This window comes from Streptococcus sp. LYSM12 (assembly GCF_004569635.1).
Lineage (GTDB): Bacteria > Bacillota > Bacilli > Lactobacillales > Streptococcaceae > Streptococcus.
In genome coordinates this window covers 1-20427 of sequence record NZ_SPOZ01000004.1, presented here as the reverse complement: position 1 = coordinate 20427, position 20427 = coordinate 1, and the positions used below count along the sequence as shown (strand labels likewise).

Here is a 20427-nt window from a genome sequence, read left to right as displayed (position 1 = left end):
TGTATCTTAGTTTAGAAAAGAGATTAGTATGACAAAACATATTCCAAATTTACAGGTTGCCCTTGATCATTCAGATTTGCAGGGTGCGATTAAGGCGGCAGTGTCCGTTGGCCATGAGGTTGATGTGATTGAGGCAGGAACGGTTTGCTTGCTCCAAGTTGGGAGCGAGTTGGTAGAGGTGCTACGCAACCTCTTTCCAGATAAGATTATCGTAGCCGATACTAAGTGTGCTGATGCTGGGGGTACGGTTGCGAAGAACAATGCGGTGCGTGGTGCGGATTGGATGACTTGTATTTGTTCAGCGACTATTCCAACCATGAAAGCAGCATTGAAAGCCATTCAAGAAGTTCGGGGGGATAAGGGAGAAATCCAGGTAGAACTTTATGGGGATTGGACTTATGACCATGCTCAAATGTGGCTGGATGCAGGGATTTCTCAAGCGATTTATCATCAATCTCGAGATGCTCTTCTTGCGGGTGAAACTTGGGGTGAAAAAGACTTGAATAAGGTGAAAAAATTGATTGACATGGGTTTTCGTGTGTCTGTCACAGGTGGGCTTGATATTGATACCTTGAAACTCTTTGAAGGGGTGGATGTTTATACTTTCATTGCTGGTCGTGGTATTACAGAGGCAAAAGATCCCGCTGCTGCAGCGCGTGCCTTTAAGGATGAGATCCGCCGTATTTGGGGGTAGGCTATGGATAGACCAATTGGAATTTATGAAAAAGCAACCCCTAAGCACTTTACCTGGCTAGAGCGTTTGGAGTTTGCAAAAGAACTTGGCTTTGACTTTGTAGAAATGTCGGTGGATGAAAGCGATGACCGTTTGGCTCGGCTTGATTGGACTAAGGAGGAGCGTTTGGAGCTTGTCAAGGCTATATACCAAACAGGAATTCGTATACCAACCATTTGTTTTTCTGGTCATCGTCGTTATCCGCTTGGTTCAAATGATCCTGTTCTTGAGGCTAAGTCACTTGAAACCATGCAAAAATGTATTGAATTAGCGCAGGATTTGGGTGTGCGGGTCATTCAACTGGCGGGTTATGATGTTTATTACGAGGAAAAATCACCGGCAACTCGTGAGCGATTTTTGACTAATTTGCGCAAGGCCTGTGATTGGGCGGAGCAGGCTCAGGTGATGCTGGCGATTGAAATCATGGACGATCCTTTTATCAATAGCATTGAAAAATACTTGGCGGTTGCTCAAGAAATCAACTCTCCCTATCTCTTTGTCTACCCAGATACGGGTAATCTCTCTGCATGGCACAATGATTTGTATAGCGAATTTGTCATTGGTCATCAAGCAGTTGCAGCTCTTCACTTGAAAGATACTTATGCTGTGACAGAGACGTCCAAAGGACAATTCCGTGACGTGCCTTTTGGGCAGGGCTGTGTTGATTGGGAAAATACGTTTGCTATTTTAAAGAAAACCAATTACCAGGGGCCATTCTTGATTGAAATGTGGTCTGAAAATTGTGAAACAGTAGAGGAAACACGGGCGGCAATCAGAGAAGCGCAAGATTTTCTTTACCCATTGATTGAGAAAGCGGGGTTGAACTAAATGCCAAAATCATTAGAAGAAATGCGCAAGCGGGTCTATGAGGCCAACGTAGCCCTGCCAGAACATGGCTTGGTCAAATTCACTTGGGGCAATGTTTCTGAGGTTTGCCGTGAGTTGGGGAGGATTGTCATCAAACCATCTGGTGTCGACTATGACAAACTCAGTCCAGAGAATATGGTCGTAACAGATTTGGATGGAAATGTTGTTGAGGGCGATCTCAATCCCTCCTCAGACCTCGCGACCCATGTAGCGCTTTACAAGGCTTGGTCAGAAATTGAGGCTGTTGTCCATACCCACTCGACAGAAGCGGTTGGTTGGGCACAAGCTGGACGCGATATTCCGTTTTATGGGACAACCCATGCGGATTACTTTTATGGGACAATTCCTTGTGCTCGTTCGCTTACGGCTGATGAAGTCAATGCAGCCTACGAGAAAGAAACAGGTAGTGTCATCATTGAAACCTTTAAGGAGCGTGGTATCGATCCGATTGCAGTTCCAGGAATTGTTGTACGTAACCACGGACCATTTACTTGGGGGAAAGATCCTGCGCAAGCAGTTTATCACTCAGTCGTACTTGAAGAAGTTGCGAAAATGAACCGTTTCACTGAGCAAATCAATCCCCGCGTGGAGCCTGCTCCTAAGTACATCATGGACAAGCATTATCTTCGCAAGCATGGTCCTAATGCCTATTATGGACAGAAAGGCGATGCACATTGAGAATGAGTTACCTGTAATAGAGAGTGAGCAAAGACAAAAGTAAATTCCCTCTCCTTATTTTTGAGAATCATGGGTTTCGCCTTAAAGACGTGGTATACTATTCTATATAACAAAAAGGAGATGGATGAAGTGGTCTTACTAGATAAGAGTAGCTATGAATTGCTGATGTATTTAATGCGGTTGACAAATCCAGAAACGGTTATGAGTATTTCACGAGCAATGGGACAGTCCAGACGAAAAATCTATTATCATCTTGAAAAAATCAATGATTCTCTTCCTGATGATATTGAGCCAATTGTCAGTTTTCCAAGAGTGGGAATTCTATTATCTGAACTTCAAAAGGAAGCTTGTCAAACGCTATTAGATAGTGTGGACTCCTACAGTTATGTGATGAGCATGGAAGAGCGGATTCAACTGATGACGATTTATATTGCCATCACTTCTGAGCGTGTGACGATTGAAAAACTCATGGATTTGACCGATGTTTCACGCAATACAGTTCTAAATGATCTGAGTGAAATTCGGGTGCAGTTGACTACGGAGCAATTTAAGGTATATCTTTATGCGACGAAATCAGAGGGGTATTTTTTCAAATGTCATCCGCTCAATAAAATCCAATATATGCACTCTCTGCTCTATGATGTGTTTTCTAATCCTAACGAGGGCTTTTTAACCATTCTTAATAAAAAGGTACCTTGTTTTGAGGGGTGTGCCCTATTATTTAGTTCGGATATTGTCGCCTTTCTGGCAGAACAGGTCAATCAGTTAGAGGTTGATTTGGGCAAAAAGATTAATCATTATGAGATTGAATTTATGTTGAAAGTTTTGCCCTATCTGCTTCTTAGCTACCGCAATATGTCTTTAAAAGCTGTTGAACAGGCAGAAATTCAACGGGAATTCACTCTGATTCGGAAACGGATCGAGTACAAAGCTGCTCAGAATCTGGCAGCTTCTCTTTTCGATTGTTTTGAGGTGGCACTTGATGAAATTGAGATTTCCCTGATTGCGATGCTTCTTTTATCTTATCGGAAAGATAAAGATATCCATACCAACAGCCAAGACTTTGCAGAGATGAAAGAGGCCTTAGAGCGTTTTGTTGATGAATTTTTACGTTGTTCAGCTTTTGAAATCGACAATCGTGAAACTCTGATGCGGAATCTAGTCATGCATGCCAAGGCCCTGTTATTTCGGAAGACATACGGTATTTTATCTAAAACCCCTTTGATGAGTCAGATTAAACAAAAATATAAAGACTTATTTGCTACAGTCAAAGTGGTCGCTTCTTATACCTTAGAAGTAGAGTGGATGATTCAAATGAACGACGATGATATCTCCTATTTCACCATTCATATCGGCGGTGCGTTAAAGCATAAGCCAGTTAATGGAAAAGCCTTTCGAAATATTTATTTGGTCTGCGATGAGGGGGTAGGTGTCCAGAAGTTATTGTATAAGCAGTGTCAGGTCTACCTACCGATAGATAGTATCAAGGCTGTTTTTACAACAGAACAATTTTATAGCGTGGAGGATATTTTGGAAGTGGATTTGTTGATATCCACTAGTGATAATTTGCGAGCCTCCTTTCCTATCCTGCAGGTTAGTCCTGTTTTAACGTATGAAGATGTCATGAAATTGAATTATTTTTTAACCTATCATACGATGAAAGATAGCGCCAAGCAAATTCAGCCTCAACTGCAGCGCCTCCTTTCGCGCTACATCTCAAAAGAAGAAGATGTAAGAGAAGCTACGGACAAAGTTCAGGAATTATTCCAAAGCGATTTCTTTTTAGCAACAGTTAAAAATGGTGGGTTAAAAGACCTATATTAATCTTGTGTAGAACTGGACAGAAAGTCCAGCTTTTTTAGAATCTATATGTATATGTCAAGGCTTTTATAGTCTTTTAATTTACTTTTAGTATAGCCATTTCGTTTATTTTTAGTACTAGGTAAGGAGTCGCAGGTAGTACTGGAGTACGGCAAAACGCGTTAACGAAGTAGTAAATGATAAACGAAATGACTATAGTTAGGACTTTTTTTGCTGTACAGCTCCTATTCTTTTAAAAAATGGTTTTTCTTGAATGGAAGAACAAAGCTATTTGTGAAATCTTTTATTATTTCTTTTTCTCACTCGATAGGGAGTACTTCAGAGATAGGATTAGAAGTTGCTGTTTGAAGAGAATGACAGCCCAAACGTGAACACAAGCCTGTGTTTTATTTGGTCTTTTTATAGATAAATGAAAGCGTTATACTAACCTTATAAATAAGTTATCAGGAGGAACTATTATGGCAAAAGTGAATGAAATTACAAGAGAATCATGGATTTTGAGTACATTCCCAGAATGGGGTACATGGCTCAATGAAGAGATTGAAGAAGAAGTGGTTCCAGAAGGAAACTTCTCTATGTGGTGGTTAGGAAATTGTGGAATTTGGCTCAAAACACCAGGCGGAGCTAACATAGTGATGGATCTTTGGTCAGCGCGTGGAAAATCCACTAAAAAAGTCAAAGACATGGTTCGTGGACACCAAATGGCGAATATGGCAGGGGTTCGCAAACTCCAACCAAACCTGCGTGTACAGCCGATGGTCATTGACCCATTTGCAATCAATGAATTGGATTACTACCTTGTATCCCATTTCCATAGTGACCACATTGATATCAATACGGCAGCAGCCATTGTCAACAATCCCAAATTAGACCATGTGAAATTTGTCGGTCCTTACGAATGTGGGGAGATTTGGAAGAAGTGGGGTGTTCCGGAAGAACGTATTATCATCGTAAAACCAGGTGATAGCTTTGAAATCAAGGACATGAAAGTTCATGCGGTAGAATCTTTTGACCGTACGTGCTTGGTGACCCTCCCAGTAGAAGGAGCAGATGCTCAAGATGGTGAATTGGCTGGACTTGCGGTGACAGATGAAGAAATGGCGCGTAAGGCTGTCAACTACATTTTTGAAACACCGGGCGGAACAGTATATCATGGTGCGGATTCTCATTTCTCAAACTACTTTGCAAAACATGGTCGTGATTTCAAGATTGATGTTGCCTTGAACAATTACGGTGAAAACCCGCTTGGTATTCAAGACAAGATGACGTCAATTGACCTTCTTCGTATGGCGGAAAATCTTCGCGCTAAGGTCATCATCCCAGTACACTATGACATCTGGTCAAACTTTATGGCTTCAACTGATGAAATCCTAGAGTTGTGGAAGATGAGAAAAGAACGTTTGCAATACCAATTCCACCCATTCATCTGGGAAGTTGGCGGTAAATATACTTATCCAATGGACCAAGACCGTATTGAATACCATCATCCACGTGGATTTGATGATTGCTTCTTAGAAGATTCCAATATCCAATTCAAGGCCTTGCTATAAGAGCAAGTATCAAACTGTTTATTTTATAGTCCTTTCGTTTATCTTTTATTACTTTGTTCATTCACAATGCTGTACTCTAGTATAGCCTGCAGGTCGTTTCCGAGTACTAAAAGCAAACTGAAAGACGATATAAAGCTTTATGAAAATGCTCTTTTGGTCCTAGCTTTGGACGAAAAGTTCCATCATCCAAAAAAACCTAGAAGTAACTCTTCTAGGTTTTTTGTATGATTCATAGGGAATTTAGAGGGGGAGCTTGACTATCTTAATCTCCTAGAGGCTGGGGAAAAAGCCCCTCTCCCATTCTCAGAGGCCGCATCAATATAGCCGTTTCGTTTATTTTTAGTACTAGGCAAGGAGTCGCAGGTAGTTGAAATAGTTGATAACTATTTCAAGTGACAGATAAGAAAAGTGTAACTTTTCTCAATGGTACAGCAAGACGAGTGAACGAAGGAATAAAAATATAAACGAAAGGACTATATCTCAGCACAGTGATGAATTGTCTCAGCGGCTATTATGCCGTTGAAAGTTGGAAATGAAACGCTGTTCTTTTGTTTTAAGGGAACAAGCTAAAAACCTCCACTGGATCTGTTACTCCTATTTGTTCACTTTCTGAGGTTCAAATCTGACCTCATCAACTTTCACAGGATTGGGAGTGAAACGGTTTGGGAATAGCCCGGACCAGCCCGAACCTCGAATGTAAGAAGTGAAGAAAAACCAAACTCTTTTTTCTAGCGGTCAAGTTCTTTCTCGTTCCCTAGTCAGATGTGGCTGTTATTGAGTATTATTGATTAATATTTTTCCATTTCCAGTTTTGTACCTCAGGAATATCCTCCCCGTGTTCACGGATATATTCTTTGTGGTAGGCAAGGGTTTGATCCATTTCTTTAGCAAATAGTTGTGCTTCTTGTCCAAATATGGCAAGAGCAGCATCTTGAGCTAGGTGGAAGCGGTCAAGTTCAGACATTACGCGCATGTCAAATGGAGTGGTGATGTCCCCGTTTTCCCGGTATCCATGAACATGAAGATTATGGTTCTGACGTCGGAAGAAGATGTCGCGAATCATGCCTTCGTAGGCATGAAAAGCAAAGATAACAGGCTTGTTTGTTGTAAATACTGTATCGAATTCGTCATCTGAAAGTCCGCGTGGATCCACATCTGGATGGCGAAGTTTTAAGATGTCCACGACATTGACAAAGCGAATCTTCAAGTCAGGGAAAGCTTTATGGAGGATGGAAATTGCGGCCAAGGCTTCTAAGTTTGGCTCAGTTCCTGCGGCAGCAAATACTACATCAGGTTCTCCATTAGTAGGAACAGTCGATGCCCAATCAATGACCTTATATCCTTTTTCAACCAATTCTTCTGCTTCAGTAACAGAGTAGAATTGTGGACGTGGGTGTTTTGAAGTGACGACTAGATTGATGACGTCTTCTTCTTTGAAAGCCTTGTTCATGACAGCTAGGAGGCTATTGGTATCAGCAGGGAGATACTCACGGATATATTCGGGTGTTTTTTCAGACAAGTGAGTCAGAATTCCGGGGTCTTGGTGGGTGTAACCGTTATGGTCTTGCTGGAATACGGTTGAGGTTGCAATCAGGTTGAGAGCGGGATAGTTTTTCCGCCAAGTAGTGTGTGTCTTTGATTTGCGTAACCATTTGAAGTGTTGTGTAATCATAGTATCCACCACACGCAGGAATGATTCATAAGAAGCGAAGAATCCATGGCGACCCGTCAAGACATATCCTTCTAGAAGCCCCTCTGCTTGGTGTTCTGATAATTGAGAGTCGATGACACGACCAACGGGGCTGAGCCATTCATCATAATTGTCTTTACGGCGACCAAGCCATTGACGGTTGGTTTTTGTAAAGACTGCATTTAAGCGGTTGGATTTTGTTTCATCCGGTCCGAAGATACGGAAGTTATCAGGGTTTGCTTCCACCAAGTCAGCAGTGTATTTGCCAAATTCAATCATGTCTTGGGCAAGGAATGCACCGGGTGTTTCGATATCAAAGGCATGTTTCTTCCAGTCAGCTGTATCCATCGGTTTGATGATACCCGCATTGGTGACTGGATTCATAGACATGCGCCGATCGCCTTTGGGTGATATTTCCGCAATTTCTGAGAACAGTTTTCCGTTTTCATCAAACAACTCCTCAGGACGGTAGCTATGAAGCCAGTCGAGGAGAGCATCGAGATGCTCCATATGGTGTGCGTCTACTGGAATTGGAACTTGATGAGCTCGGAAACCACCCTCAATTGGGATACCTTCCCAGGTTTTAGGACCAGTCCATCCTTTTGGAATTCGTGCAACAATCACTGGCCAGGCAGGCATTGTCGCTGTTTCAGCTGAGCCTTTGCGTGCCTCTGTTTGGAGGGCTTGAATCAATTCAACGGCGCTGTCGACTGTTTGAGCCATTGCTTGATGTGCTTCATCAAGGTTTGAGCTTGTCACATCAACAAAGAGTGGTTTCCAACCCAGTCCTCTGAAGAATTGAGCCAACTCATCGTTTGTTTTGCGTTCTAAGATAGTAGGATTGTGGATTTTTCCACCGTTGAGATAAAGGATAGGCAAGACAGCACCATCGTTTACGGGATTGATGAACGTATTGGCAAACCAGCCAGCCATCAGTGGACCTGTTTCTGCTTCCCCGTCACCGATAACTGTTGCTGCGATGATATTTGGATTATCCAAGATAGCTCCTGCAGCATGCGATAGGGCATAACCGAGTTCCCCACCCTCATGGATAGAACCTGGTGTTTCAGGTGCTGCATGAGAGGCAATTCCTCCAGGGAAAGAGAAGATTTTGCATAGTTTTTGGAAGCCCTCTTCTGTTTGTGGGATGTCTGGGTTAAGCTCAGTGTAGCTACCGTCAAGATAGGAGTTGGCAACCATTACTTGTCCACCATGCCCAGGACCTTCAATGTAGAACATATTCAAATCATATTTGTTAATTGCGCGATTGAGGTGGGCATAGATGAAATTTTGCCCAGGAACGGTTCCCCAGTGCCCAATGGGATGAGCTTTCAAATCGTTTTTGATAACATCGCGTCTGAGCAAGGGATTGTCTTTCAGATACATTTGAGCGGCTGATATGTAGTTGGCAGCACGCCACCAAGCATCAACCTTTGCAAGATATTCCGGTGAATCAAATAGTTGTGTCATGATTCAAACTCCTTTATCTATTTATTGTATTTTATTTCACATGATAACTATATCATCTTCTGTAAGCCCTGTCAAAGTTTGAAAATATTTTTGAAAACCATGAGAAAAAAATAGAAACATTGAAATAGTAAGCTTTAAATGTATTTTTTTTGAAAATAACCGATATAATATCATCACTTCCACATTAATCTGGAAGTAAGTTGACTTTGAAAATAAAAACGCTTACATTATAATGATACATGTAACAGGGGAGGTCCAGATTGAATCCTAGACAAATCAATGTTCTGAGAGATCTTATGGCTGCTAACGAATATATAACAGCACAAGAGCTATCCTCTAAATATGCTGTTTCAACCAAAACGGCTTATGCGGATCTACAGATTATTAATGAAGAACTGTCATCTTTTGGTATCACGATAGAAAAAACGCCACGTCGTGGTATTCGATTACAGGTTGTGCAAAATGACAAGAGGAAAATCTTAGAATTTGTTGAACAAAGTAATCATGATGTGCTAGATGAAGATTCTCAATTTCATAGAGAATGTGACTTGCTAAAAGAACTGATGTTAGGCAGTAATATCATTGATGTCTTGGACTGGTCTGTGAGTCATTTCATTAGCGAGGCTTCGATTCGTAGGGATTTAGAGCGATTAGAGCAGCATTTGATTACCTATCACGTTTCACTTTTGAAAAAGAGTGGTCGTGTTTCTCTGGTTGGGCAAGAAGAGAATATCAGAAAGTTCTTCCGCGACTTTATCATTCAGCATTTTGACTTGAGTGGTTTACAGTATGAAGAGGGCTTAACCTACTTTTTCTCTCCTGAGTTGATCAGGAATGTTGTGGAGAGTGTCCAAAAATCTTCTACTTTCTATCATTTTAGAACATCTGAACAGTACCGGGTCTATCTCGTCTTAGATTTACTCATCAGTTCCAAACGCTATCTTCAGGGAAATTCGATTGTAGAGCCAGATGTGAGCGTGGGTATCGAAAATCTTCAACAATATGAAGTTTATATCATTGCAGGCGAGTTGCTAAGTCAAACGACAGGAATTGCCATGAATCTGATGACAGATGCGGAAATTCGTAACATCTGCTACACGCTCCTATCTGTAGGATATGAAACAGAAATGGTGCAACAGTCAGCTCTTAAAAGGACAGTCGAGCAATTTATTGAGAGAGTATCAGAATTATCTGGTGTCGATTTTCGATCTGATGAACATCTGTTTCAAATGTTGGTCAACCATACACAGCCGATGATTTACCGCTTAAAGAGTGGGATTAACATCAAAAATCAGATTACAGAAAATATAAAGACGAGATACAGTGCGCTCTACTATATTGTCTGGCTGGCATCAAAGTCTTTGTCAGAGAAGTATGCAGTCGAATTCTTCGACGCAGAGATTGCCTTTCTTACTATCTACTTTGAGATTTCGGTTGAGAAAATGACAACACCTTTGACAATTTATGTCATTTGCCCACATGGTCTAGCGACTTCAGAATTGGTTATGAGCTCGCTACGTCGTACGATTTCCAATTTTGACCACTTGGTCAACATGGACATGAGGGAGTTGACAGAAGAAAAGCTTGAGCAAGCAGACTTGATTATTAGTTCTATCCACTTAGAGCAATTTGCCGTTGATTACATACAAGTTAGTCCAATCGTGACAGATGAGGAATTGGAAATCATACAACATACCTACTCGAGCCTAACCAAGGGAAATCGGAATATGCTGTCTATGATTCATGACAATACGAGTTTTTCAAAATCAGTGATTCGAGACTTGTTGCAGAGCAATATTTTACTTCATCAATCTTGTCAATCTGTCGAAGAGTGTATTCAGAAAATGGTCGAAAAAACCTCGCTGAGAAATCAGCGTAACAAACGTTTTTTAGCATCCGTCTTGGCTAGGGAAAAGTTAGGGAGTACCAGTGTTTACACCGGAATTGCTTTACCTCATGCGGATCCGGCATATGTTGCAGAGTCACAGCTGGTCATCATGACCCTCGATAGACCTATTCTCTGGGGGCAAAACATAGTCAAGGTCGTAGTCCTTATAGCGATTGCAGAAAAAGATGAGGAATTATATAAGAAAGCCTTGATTAGTTTATACTCCAAAATTGATTGTATAGACTATATCGATACCCTACACTCTATCAAAAATCAAGCTGATTTTATCGATTGTCTGTAGGAACTATAAAAAAGGAGATTGCTACAATGACGGCAGCTATTAAATTATCGGATTATCTAAATGAACCTTTAATTTTTACGCAAAAACGTTATTCTTCCAATAAAGAACTGTTTACAGAAGTATCGACAGTTGCTTTTGACAAAGGATATGTACGGGAAGACTTCCTAGAGCGCGTAAAACAGCGTGAGGAAACATTTCCAACGGGTATTCAATTAGAGGATTTTGGAGTGGCAATTCCCCATACAGATGCTGAATGTGTCCATAAGGAATTTGTGGCGATCATTACCAATGCAGAGCCGGTTGCATTCAAGAGTATGGAAGATTTAGATCAAATGGTTGCAGCCAATATCGTATTTGTTCTTGGTTTGAACCAGCCTCATGCTCAGTTGGACATGCTTCAATCCTTGATGAAACTACTCCAAAATCCAGAGGTATTAAGTCAACTCTTAGTTGCTGAAACAACAGAGCAGTTATTGACTATTGTAAAAAATAATAATTTATAATCCATAAAGGAGAACAGCTTATGGCTAAACTTAAAGTATTGGTGGCATGTGGCGCAGGAATTGCTACGTCAACAGTGGTAATGAAACGTGTAGAGGATTTGTTTAAAGCAAACAATATCGATGTTGATATTATTCAAATTAAAATTGCAGAAGCAAAAGCAAGAGAAGCAGATGCAGATATGTTGATTACAACAACCCTACTTCCAGGTGAATTTAGTATCCCAGCAATCAAAGCGATGGGGTATCTAACTGGTATAAATGCAGACAAGGTTGACGAACAAATCTTGGAAGCTGCACACTCAATTTTAGGATAAAAAATAAAAAGGAGATGAAACAATGAGTGTTATTAACGACGTTGTTCAGTATATTCTTGGATTAGGGGCATCTGTCATGCTTCCAATCATGTTGACAATTGTAGGATTGATTTTCAGACTACCATTTGGCAAATCGCTTAAGTCAGGTTTGACGGTAGGTATCGGTTTCATTGGAATTAACCTTGTTATTGGTGTTTTGTCTAGCAATTTAGGTCCTGCAGCACAAGCAATGGTTGAAAACTTTGGCGTATCATTGAATATTATTGATACTGGTTGGCCCTCAGCGGCAGCAGCAGCTTGGGCAGCTCCAGTGTCTGCTATCATGATTCCAATCTGTGTAGTTGTGAACTTGATTATGTTGTTCACTAAGACTACGAAGACTCTCGATATTGACTTGTGGAATTACTGGCATTTTATCGCCGCTGCCGCAACCGGTTATATCGTAACCGGTGGAAACTGGTGGTTCTCAATCTTATGCGGTGTCCTTTATGAAATTGCCTGCCTACTTATCGCAGACTGGACAGCCCCAATGGTTGAAAAATTTTATGGATTAGAGGGCGTTAGTCTTCCAACTGGCTCTACTGATGCCTTTGGTTTGATTGGTATCCCTGTGGGGATCCTCGTTGGTAAAATTCCTGGTTTAAATAAGCTTGAGGTTAGTGCAGACACAATTCAAGAGAAATTTGGTATCTTTGGTGAGCCGATGATGATGGGGATTATTATCGGTGCGGCAATCGCAGCACTTGGTGGATATGATGCTGGTGGCATCATCACAATGGGAATTAATATGGGGGCAGTTATGTTCTTGATGCCTCGTATGGTTAAAATTCTGATGGAGGGGTTGATTCCAATCTCAGAAGCAGCTCGGGACTTCTTGCAAAAACGTAACGGAAATAGCGATCGTACCATCTATCTTGGTATGGATGCGGCCCTTACAACTGGTCACCCGGCTAACCTTGCAACAGGTTTGCTCCTTGTACCAATCACTTTATTGATTGCCATTATCTTACCAGGAAACAAAGTTTTACCGTTTGGTGACTTAGCGACCATTCCATTTTACGTATCACTAATTGTCGCTAACCGCAAAGGCAATATCATTCAATCTGTCATTACAGGCGCTATCGTTATTACATTTGCACTTTACATGGCAACAAACTTTGCACCAGAACATACAGAAATGATGCGTGGTGTGTATGAATTCCCAGCGGGAGCTACTCTCGTATCAAGCCTTGATATGGGTGGTAATGTCCTTAACTGGCTTATCTTGAAATTTGCACAATTATTCACATAAGATACAAGGGCGTTTAAAAAGCGAATGAAAAATAGGAAATACGACGAGGAAGCTTCTGCTTCTAGGAGTATTTATCTTTTTTCCGAGCTTTTAGCCCGTGTTCAATTACACCAAGATACGAGGGCGTTTAAAAAGCGAATGAAAAATAGGCGGCCGAACAGAAGCGAAACGCTTCGTAGTGAGACCCCTGCGAAGATAGCTAGGCTCGTCACCAATAAAATGCAGGGAGGAGCCAGCTAGATACCGCTAAACAATCGAAGCAGGTTGACTTGCAACCAATGAGCTTGGCACCTAAAGGTAGCCGTATCCGTAAGCGAACATGGTTCGCAACGGCTTCGTCTCTTTTTTCCGAGCTTTTAACCCGAGTTCAATTACAAGATACAAAAGCCGTTTGACACGAGTTTCACTCGTTTTATCTGCCACCTTCAACAGTCTTTCTAGACTGTTGAAGCGAGCAAGATAAAAATAGGAGGTTGACGCAGAGTCTGTAGACTCCAGGAAACCTATACCTAAAGGTAACCACACCTGTAAGCAACTAAAGTTGCAACAGTTGCGTTTCTTTTTTACGCAGCTCGTAGGCTGTGTTCAATTACAGCAAGATACAAAGCCCGTTAAAAACTCAAAGCGAAAATAGGAAATTTGACGAAGAAACGTTAGTTTCTAGGAAAATTTATCTTTTTCGCACAGAGTTTAGGGCGTGTTCAATTACACCAAGATACAAGGGCGTTTAAAAAGCGAATGAAAAATAGGCGGCCGAACAGAAGCGGAACGCTTCGTTGTGAGACCCCTGCGAAGATAGCTAGGCTCGTCACCAATAAAATGCAGGGAGGAGCCAGCTAGATACCGCTAAACAATCGAAGCAGGTTGACTTGCAACCAATGAGATTGGTCTTTTTGTCGAAGAGTTGTAGCCCGCGTTCAGTTACATCAAGATACAAAAGCCGTTTGACACGAGTTTCACTCGTTTTATCTGCCACCTTCAACAGTCTTTCTAGACTGTTGAAGCGAGCAAGATAAAAATAGGAGGTTGACGCAGAGTCTGTAGACTCCAGAAAACCTATACCTAAAGGTAACCACACCTGTAAGCAACTAAAGTTGCAACAGTTGCGTTTCTTTTTTACGCAGCTCGTAGGCTGTGTTCAATTACAGCAAGATACAAAGCCCGTTAAAAACTCAAAGCGAAAATAGGAAATTTGACGAAGAAACGTTAGTTTCTAGGAAAATTTATCTTTTTCGCACAGAGTTTAGGGCGTGTTCAATTACACCAAGATACAAGGGCGTGTAAAAAGCGAATGTACCTTGTGTCTAAGAAACTCTCCGCTGGATAGTTTCTTCCATATCTGTAAAGCAGGCACAGCCTGCAATAGCTACGGTAAAAGTAGAAAATCTGACGAGTGAAAAGCTCCAGTGGAGGTTTTCAGCCTATTTCCTTGAATATACAAGAACAATATCCTACCTTTGATTGTTTTTCCTTGTCTATTTTCTTTAAGTATTCGTTGTTTTGCAATCAATGACATCGCCCTGCTAGTTATTAAGCTCAGGTAGCCACATCTGTAAGCAACTAAAGTTGCAACCTCTACGTCCCCCTAAAGGGAGTCGTATCCGTAAGCGAACATAGTTTACAACGGCTACGTCCCCCTAAAGGGAGCCGTATCCGTAAGCGAACATAGTTTACAACGGCTACGTCCCCCTAAAGGGAGCCGTATCCGTAAGTGAACATAGTTTACAACGGCTACGTCCCTTTCTGATACAGTTTTTGGTTGGTGTGATGAGGTAGAGATTTATTTTTATCAAGGATATCTGTTGAGTTAGTTCGTTTTGAAAGTGATTGTTCGAACAGTATGTATAACTAATTTTGGGCTTTGGCGGAATGACAATCGATACGTTTAAAATGGGAAGTTTAGGAATTAACCAGCGCAATGGGTAAAGGATATATATAGGTGTAGTGAGGGGAGAGGTGAAAGAACAATGAAAGCAGCATTGTTGACAGAACTAAATCATTTTGAAATCCATGAAATGGATAAGCCAATTCCACGGTCGCAGGAAGTTTTAGTAAAAGTCAAAGCCGCAGGAATCTGCGGCTCTGATATTCATAAAATGCAAAGTGAGTGGAAATATGATTTGCCCATGGTTATGGGGCATGAATTTTCAGGTCAAATAGAGGCAGTAGGAGAAGATGTAAAGGGGGTATCAGTCGGTGATCGTGTCGCGATTGTGCCGTTCTTGCCTTGTAACCAATGTATCTACTGTCGTGAGGGTAAATATCAACTTTGTGAAGACTATCGGATGATTGGTTCTCATTACTACGGTGGTTTTGAAGAGTACGTTGTAGTACCAGAAACAAATGTCTTGAACATTGGGGAAAAAATCTCTTATGAAGAGGCTGCCATGATTGAACCGTTGGCAGTGGCTGCCCATGGTGTCATGGGTTTGGATCCACAAGTCGGTGACCAAGTAGCGGTATTTGGTTTAGGTACGATTGGTATTTTAAGCGTTCAATGGCTTCGTTTAGCGGGAGTCAAACGAATTATTGGAATTGATATTGATCCCAATAAGCTAGAAGAATCCAAAAAATATGGAGTAACGGATACAATCAATCCTTTAGAAGAATCGCTAGAAGAAGCAGTTGCAAGATGGACCGATGGCCTAGGTGTTGATATTGCCTTAGAATGTGCGGGGTCTAAGATAACAGAAGAACAATGCCTCTTAATTACCAGAAAAGGTGGTCAAATTGGTTATCAAGGTATTGCGTATACAGATGTATTGTTGCGCCAGCGTGCCTTTGAAAATATTTTTAGACGGGAATATACAGTAAAAGGTTTCTGGAATTCTTATTCTGCACCATTTCCTGGTAAAGAGTGGACTCACTCAGTTGAGTTTATTGAGGCGGGTAAAATTCAGTTGAAAGATATGATTTCTCATCGCTTTAAACTTGAGGAGATTCAGAAAGCTTTTAATCTAACAGTGAATAGGGAAGAGTCCTATAACAAGGTGATGCTTTTCCCTGAAAGTGATACAGATGGAGACGAACATGATCATTCCAGATAAAATGAAAGGGGTCTTTAAAACAGAACCCGGCTATGATAAAATGGATTTTTTAGAATTACCTGTGCCAAAGGCTGAGGGGGATAAGGTACTTATTAAAGTAGCCTTTACAGGAATCTGTGGTTCAGACATTCATACGTTCAAAGGTGAGTATAATAATCCTGCAACACCTGTCGTTCTCGGCCATGAATTTTCTGGTCAAGTAGTAGCAGTTGGTGATCAAGTAACAAAGGTTAAGATTGGCGATCGTGTGACGAGTGAAACAACGTTTGAAACAAGTACCGATATTTACACACATGATAAGCTCTATAACTTGGCGATGAAGCGCAGGGGAATTGGAACTCAGCAGAATGGATCAATGGCCAAGTATGTTTTGACTCGCGAAGAAAGTGTTCATATTTTGCCAGATTCTCTCAGTTATGAGGGGGCAGCCATGACGGAACCTCTAGCCTGCTGTGTACATGCCATGTATCAAAAGAGCCAGCTGAGTCTTCATGATAAAATCATCATTATGGGACCTGGTCCGATTGGCTTGTTCTTATTACAAATTGCCAAAGACATCGGTGCCTTTGTCATCATGACAGGAATTAGTCAGGATGCAGGTCGTCTAGCCTTTGCAAAAGAATTGGGAGCCGATGTAGTGGTAGATACACAAAAGGAAGATTTGGCTACGATTGTTCACCGATACACAGATGGCTATGGTGTTGATAAGGCGTATGATGCATCAGGAGCTTCTCCAGCAGTCAATCAGGTATTGCCGCTCATCAAGAAACGTGGTCGTTTTATTCAAGTAGGACTTTTTGCGAGGAAATACACGGAATTAGATACAGAATCTATCATTCAACGTGAAATTGAATATGTGGGTTGTCGCTCACAAAATCCATTTGACTGGCCAGTTGCCATTCACCTCTTAAACAAAGGAGCAATCAATATTGACAAGATGATTACTCAAAAATTTCCATTAGAGGAATGGAGACAAGCGTTTGAAGCTGTCATGGGTGGAAAAGAATTTAAAGTGATGATTGAATCAAATCCAGGAGAGATTTAATCAAGATATAGCCCTTTCGTTTATCTTTTATTACTTCGTTCACTCGCTTTGCCGTACTCTAGTACAGCCCGCATCTCGTTGCCCAGTACTAAAAGAAAACCAAAATACTATAGGGGAACATCCCTCTCCACTTGGATTGTTTTTCGTATCTGTACAAGGAACAAGCTCTAAACGAGGTGGTCGAACGAGAGCTTCTTGAAAGACGGTTGCTGCCTTGTTGAGGATAGCGAAATTTATCACAAACAAAAGGCAGCGGAGAGCAACTCTACCGCCCAGTGACCGAACAAAAGCAAGCCGCTGACAAGGGCGACCCAGAGTTTGAACAGTTTGACATATCTGTAGTCGTAGGAGCCTAGAAACTATAAGGCGAGGATATTGGAAACTGGGCATCACGATAGAGCTTCATTTTCGTGATGATAGAAACGGTTTCCTGCCTCAAGGTAGTTTACTTGTGGTAGGGGTTGTTACAATAAGTCCAAATGTTGAACTTATTGTAACAACGAAAACGCTTTATGCTATAATAGAACTAGAATAACTTTTTAAGAGGAGGAAGATATGTCACACGTATCAGTCAATGCGATTCGTTTTCTTGGAATAGATGCCATTGAAAAATCGAAATCAGGTCACCCAGGAGCAGTCATGGGGCAAGCTCCAATGGCCTACAGTCTTTTTACCAACCACATACGTATCAATCCACAGGTACCAAATTGGATGAACCGTGACCGTTTTGTCTTATCAGCTGGACATGGTTCAATGTTAATTTATGCTCTTCTTCACCTATCTGGTTTTGAAGAAGTCAGCATGGACGAAATTAAAAACTTCCGCCAATGGGGCTCAAAAACACCAGGTCATCCAGAATATGGTCACACTGCTGGAGTTGATATTACGACAGGACCTCTCGGCCAAGGAATCGCAACTGCGACAGGATTTGCGCAGGCAGAACGTTTCCTTGCAGCTAAGTACAATAAAGAAGGCTATAATATCTTTGACCACTATACCTATGTTATTTGTGGTGATGGGGACTTAATGGAGGGTGTTTCTGCCGAAGCTGCTTCTTATGCTGGTTTGCAAAAATTAGATAAGCTCATCGTTCTTTATGATTCAAATGATATTAATTTGGACGGCGAAACCAAAGATTCCTTTACAGAAGATGTACGTGCTCGCTATGAAGCCTACGGTTGGCACACAGATTTCGTAGCAGACGGAACAGATGTAGTAGCTATCAACCAAGCCATTGAAAAAGCAAAAGCAGCGGGTAAGCCAGCTCTTATAGAAGTGAAAACAATCATTGGGCATGGTTCTCCAAATAAACAGGGAACAAATGCTGTTCATGGTGCGCCACTTGGAGCAGAAGAAGCAGAAGCAACGCGCAAGGCTTTGGATTGGAATTATGCACCATTTGAAGTACCAGCTGAAGTCTATGCAGATTTCAAGGAAAAAGTTGCTGACCGAGGTCAAGCAGCTTATGTAGCCTGGGAAAAATTGGTTGCAGATTATAGAGAAGCTTACCCAGAATTGGCAGAAGAAGTCGTTGCAATCCTTGAAGGTCGTGATGTAGCAGAGTTGAAACCAAGTGATTTCCCAGTCCACGAAGCAGGCTTCTCACAAGCTACTCGGAACTCAAGTCAAGATGCCATTAACGCAGTGGCGAAAGTGCTTCCGACTTTCTTGGGTGGGTCAGCTGACTTGGCGCATTCAAACATGACCTATATCAAAGAGGACGGTCTACAAGATGATGCACATCGTCTCAACCGTAATATCCAATTTGGTGTGCGTGAATTTGCTATGGGAACTGTTTTGAACGGTATGGCAGCTCACGGTGGACTTCGTGTCTATGGTGGTACATTCTTTGTCTTCTCAGACTACTTGAAAGCAGCGATTCGTTTGTCTGCTCTTCAAGGACTTCCAGTAACCTATGTCTTTACCCATGATTCGATTGCGGTTGGAGAAGACGGTCCAACCCATGAACCGATTGAACATTTAGCGGGTCTTCGTGCCTTACCAAACTTGAATGTCTTCCGTCCAGCAGATGCACGTGAAACACAGGCTGCTTGGTACTTGTCATTGACGAGCAAATCAACTCCGTCAGCTCTGGTTCTTACTCGCCAAAACTTAACGGTAGAAGAAGGAACTGATTTTGATAAGGTTGCAAAAGGGGCATATGTAGTCTATGAAGAAGCAGGTTTTGATACCATTCTTCTTGCATCAGGTTCAGAAGTAAACTTGGCAGTCACAGCTGCTAAGCAATTAGCGACAGAGGGAATCAAGGTTCGGGTCGTTAGCGTACCGTCAACTGAGCTCTTTGATGCTCAAGATGCAACCTATAAGGAAGAAATCTTGCCAAATGCAGTCCGTCGCCGTGTAGCCATTGAAATGGCTGCAACTCAAAGCTGGTACAAGTATGTTGGCTTAGATGGTGTGGTACTTGGTATCGATACTTTTGGAGCTTCTGCTCCAGCAGCTAAAGTTATTGAAGAATATGGCTTTACTGTTGAAAATGTAGTGAATATTGTGAAAGAACTGTAAGAAAATAGGTTCATAATTTGATAGTAAAGGGAGTGGGGCTCTCAATCGTGATGTTATAGTCATTTCGTTTATCTTTTATTACTTCGTTCACTCGCTTTGCCGTACTCCAGTACAGCCAGCAGCTCGATGCCTAGTACTAAAAGTAAACTAAAAGACTATACAGTTTGATATACTCCCCTTATAGTAGACAGTGAAAAAACAAAAATTCACTAGACACTATAAGGGGAGTTTTCGTATGTCTAAAAGAAGTCCAAAATCAGTAGAAGAAAAATGTGAAATCCTTCAGTTGTATCTGAGTCATAAGCAGTCCCTCGGTCAATTAACGAAAACCTACCAAGTGTCTGATTATACTATCAGACACTGGATGAAGCGATATGAAAGCGACGGGGTAGATGGTCTTAGGGAAAAGCACACTTGGAAAAGATACTCCAAAGCGCTAAAAGAACAAGCTGTTCAGGATTATCTTGATGGAAAGGAATCAACCTATGACATCTGTCAACGGTATGAAATTTCGTCTCGTTCTGTTCTCTCAAGATGGATAAAAGAGTATACTAGTAGTAAAGGATTAAAAGCTACTAGTAAAGGATACAGTCGTATGAAACAAGGACGCAACACCACTTTTGAAGAACGTGTGGAGATTGTCAACTACACCATTGCTCATGACAAAGACTACCAAGCAGCTGTTGAAACATTTGGGGTCTCC

14 protein-coding genes are annotated in these 20427 nt (G+C 41.6%); 13 read left to right on the top strand and 1 reads right to left on the bottom strand.

Going from position 1 to position 20427, the window contains the following annotated elements; all coding sequences use genetic code 11:
- Window positions 1–28 precede the first annotated feature (28 nt).
- The 5 genes from E4T79_RS01780 (at window position 29) to ulaG (ending at window position 5649) form a co-directional block, all read left to right on the top strand.
- Entirely contained in the window at window positions 29–694 is a 666-nt protein-coding gene (locus tag E4T79_RS01780) for a 3-keto-L-gulonate-6-phosphate decarboxylase UlaD (RefSeq protein WP_135027056.1), read from the top strand.
- Window positions 695–697: 3 nt separating this feature from the next.
- A complete protein-coding gene (locus tag E4T79_RS01775) occupies window positions 698–1561 on the top strand; it encodes an L-ribulose-5-phosphate 3-epimerase (protein ID WP_135027054.1) in 864 nt (287 codons plus the stop codon).
- Window positions 1562–2278 carry an L-ribulose-5-phosphate 4-epimerase gene (locus E4T79_RS01770; RefSeq protein ID WP_135027052.1) on the top strand — a complete coding sequence of 239 codons (717 nt, stop codon included), beginning with the start codon at window positions 1562–1564 and terminating at the stop codon, window positions 2276–2278. It abuts the gene before it with no gap.
- A 129-nt stretch (window positions 2279–2407) separates the two neighbouring features.
- The gene (locus E4T79_RS01765; protein WP_135027050.1) at window positions 2408–4102 is read left to right on the top strand and encodes a transcription antiterminator; all 1695 of its coding nucleotides are present in this window, start codon (window positions 2408–2410) and stop codon (window positions 4100–4102) included.
- Between the two features lie 455 nt (window positions 4103–4557).
- Window positions 4558–5649: an L-ascorbate 6-phosphate lactonase gene (ulaG, locus tag E4T79_RS01760; RefSeq protein WP_135027048.1), complete on the top strand. Its 1092-nt coding sequence runs from the start codon at window positions 4558–4560 to the stop codon at window positions 5647–5649.
- 781 nt (window positions 5650–6430) lie between these two features.
- On the opposite strand, the gene E4T79_RS01755 is transcribed toward ulaG, so the two are convergent.
- The gene (locus E4T79_RS01755) at window positions 6431–8809 is read right to left on the bottom strand and encodes a phosphoketolase family protein (RefSeq protein ID WP_135027046.1); all 2379 of its coding nucleotides are present in this window, start codon (window positions 8807–8809) and stop codon (window positions 6431–6433) included.
- A gap of 260 nt (window positions 8810–9069) precedes the next feature.
- Between E4T79_RS01755 and E4T79_RS01750 the strand changes: the two genes are divergently transcribed.
- The 8 genes from E4T79_RS01750 to E4T79_RS01715 form a co-directional block, all read left to right on the top strand.
- Window positions 9070–10998: a BglG family transcription antiterminator gene (locus tag E4T79_RS01750; RefSeq protein ID WP_135027044.1), complete on the top strand. Its 1929-nt coding sequence runs from the start codon at window positions 9070–9072 to the stop codon at window positions 10996–10998.
- Window positions 10999–11024: 26 nt separating this feature from the next.
- A complete protein-coding gene (locus E4T79_RS01745; RefSeq protein WP_135027042.1) occupies window positions 11025–11501 on the top strand; it encodes a PTS sugar transporter subunit IIA in 477 nt (158 codons plus the stop codon).
- Window positions 11502–11521: 20 nt separating this feature from the next.
- Window positions 11522–11815, top strand: coding sequence for a PTS sugar transporter subunit IIB (locus E4T79_RS01740; RefSeq protein WP_135027040.1), 294 nt, complete (start codon window positions 11522–11524; stop codon window positions 11813–11815).
- Window positions 11816–11837: 22 nt separating this feature from the next.
- Window positions 11838–13106 (top strand): PTS transporter subunit IIC, encoded by a 1269-nt coding sequence (locus E4T79_RS01735; RefSeq protein ID WP_135027038.1) that lies wholly within the window; start codon window positions 11838–11840, stop codon window positions 13104–13106.
- 1967 nt (window positions 13107–15073) lie between these two features.
- Complete coding sequence (locus tag E4T79_RS01730; protein ID WP_135027036.1) at window positions 15074–16153, top strand: galactitol-1-phosphate 5-dehydrogenase; 1080 nt, start codon at window positions 15074–15076, stop codon at window positions 16151–16153.
- Complete coding sequence (locus tag E4T79_RS01725; protein WP_135027034.1) at window positions 16137–17198, top strand: zinc-binding dehydrogenase; 1062 nt, start codon at window positions 16137–16139, stop codon at window positions 17196–17198. Before E4T79_RS01730 ends, E4T79_RS01725 begins: the two co-directional genes overlap by 17 nt.
- A 555-nt stretch (window positions 17199–17753) precedes the next feature.
- Window positions 17754–19724 (top strand): transketolase, encoded by a 1971-nt coding sequence (tkt, locus tag E4T79_RS01720; protein ID WP_135027032.1) that lies wholly within the window; start codon window positions 17754–17756, stop codon window positions 19722–19724.
- 235 nt (window positions 19725–19959) lie between these two features.
- The coding region (locus tag E4T79_RS01715; RefSeq protein ID WP_167752598.1) for a helix-turn-helix domain-containing protein at window positions 19960–20427 on the top strand (468 nt) is incomplete at its 3' end.

Excerpts from the sequence above, each read along its gene's own strand:
- E4T79_RS01780 (WP_135027056.1), top strand. The coding sequence starts at position 29 with ATGACAAAACATATTCCAAATTTACAGGTTGCCCTTGATCATTCAGAT.
- E4T79_RS01775 (WP_135027054.1), top strand. The coding sequence starts at position 698 with ATGGATAGACCAATTGGAATTTATGAAAAAGCAACCCCTAAGCACTTT.
- E4T79_RS01770 (WP_135027052.1), top strand. The coding sequence starts at position 1,562 with ATGCCAAAATCATTAGAAGAAATGCGCAAGCGGGTCTATGAGGCCAAC.
- ulaG (WP_135027048.1), top strand. The coding sequence starts at position 4,558 with ATGGCAAAAGTGAATGAAATTACAAGAGAATCATGGATTTTGAGTACA.
- E4T79_RS01755 (WP_135027046.1), bottom strand. The coding sequence starts at position 8,809 with ATGACACAACTATTTGATTCACCGGAATATCTTGCAAAGGTTGATGCT.
- E4T79_RS01745 (WP_135027042.1), top strand. The coding sequence starts at position 11,025 with ATGACGGCAGCTATTAAATTATCGGATTATCTAAATGAACCTTTAATT.
- E4T79_RS01740 (WP_135027040.1), top strand. The coding sequence starts at position 11,522 with ATGGCTAAACTTAAAGTATTGGTGGCATGTGGCGCAGGAATTGCTACG.
- E4T79_RS01735 (WP_135027038.1), top strand. The coding sequence starts at position 11,838 with ATGAGTGTTATTAACGACGTTGTTCAGTATATTCTTGGATTAGGGGCA.
- E4T79_RS01730 (WP_135027036.1), top strand. The coding sequence starts at position 15,074 with ATGAAAGCAGCATTGTTGACAGAACTAAATCATTTTGAAATCCATGAA.
- E4T79_RS01725 (WP_135027034.1), top strand. The coding sequence starts at position 16,137 with ATGATCATTCCAGATAAAATGAAAGGGGTCTTTAAAACAGAACCCGGC.
- tkt (WP_135027032.1), top strand. The coding sequence starts at position 17,754 with ATGTCACACGTATCAGTCAATGCGATTCGTTTTCTTGGAATAGATGCC.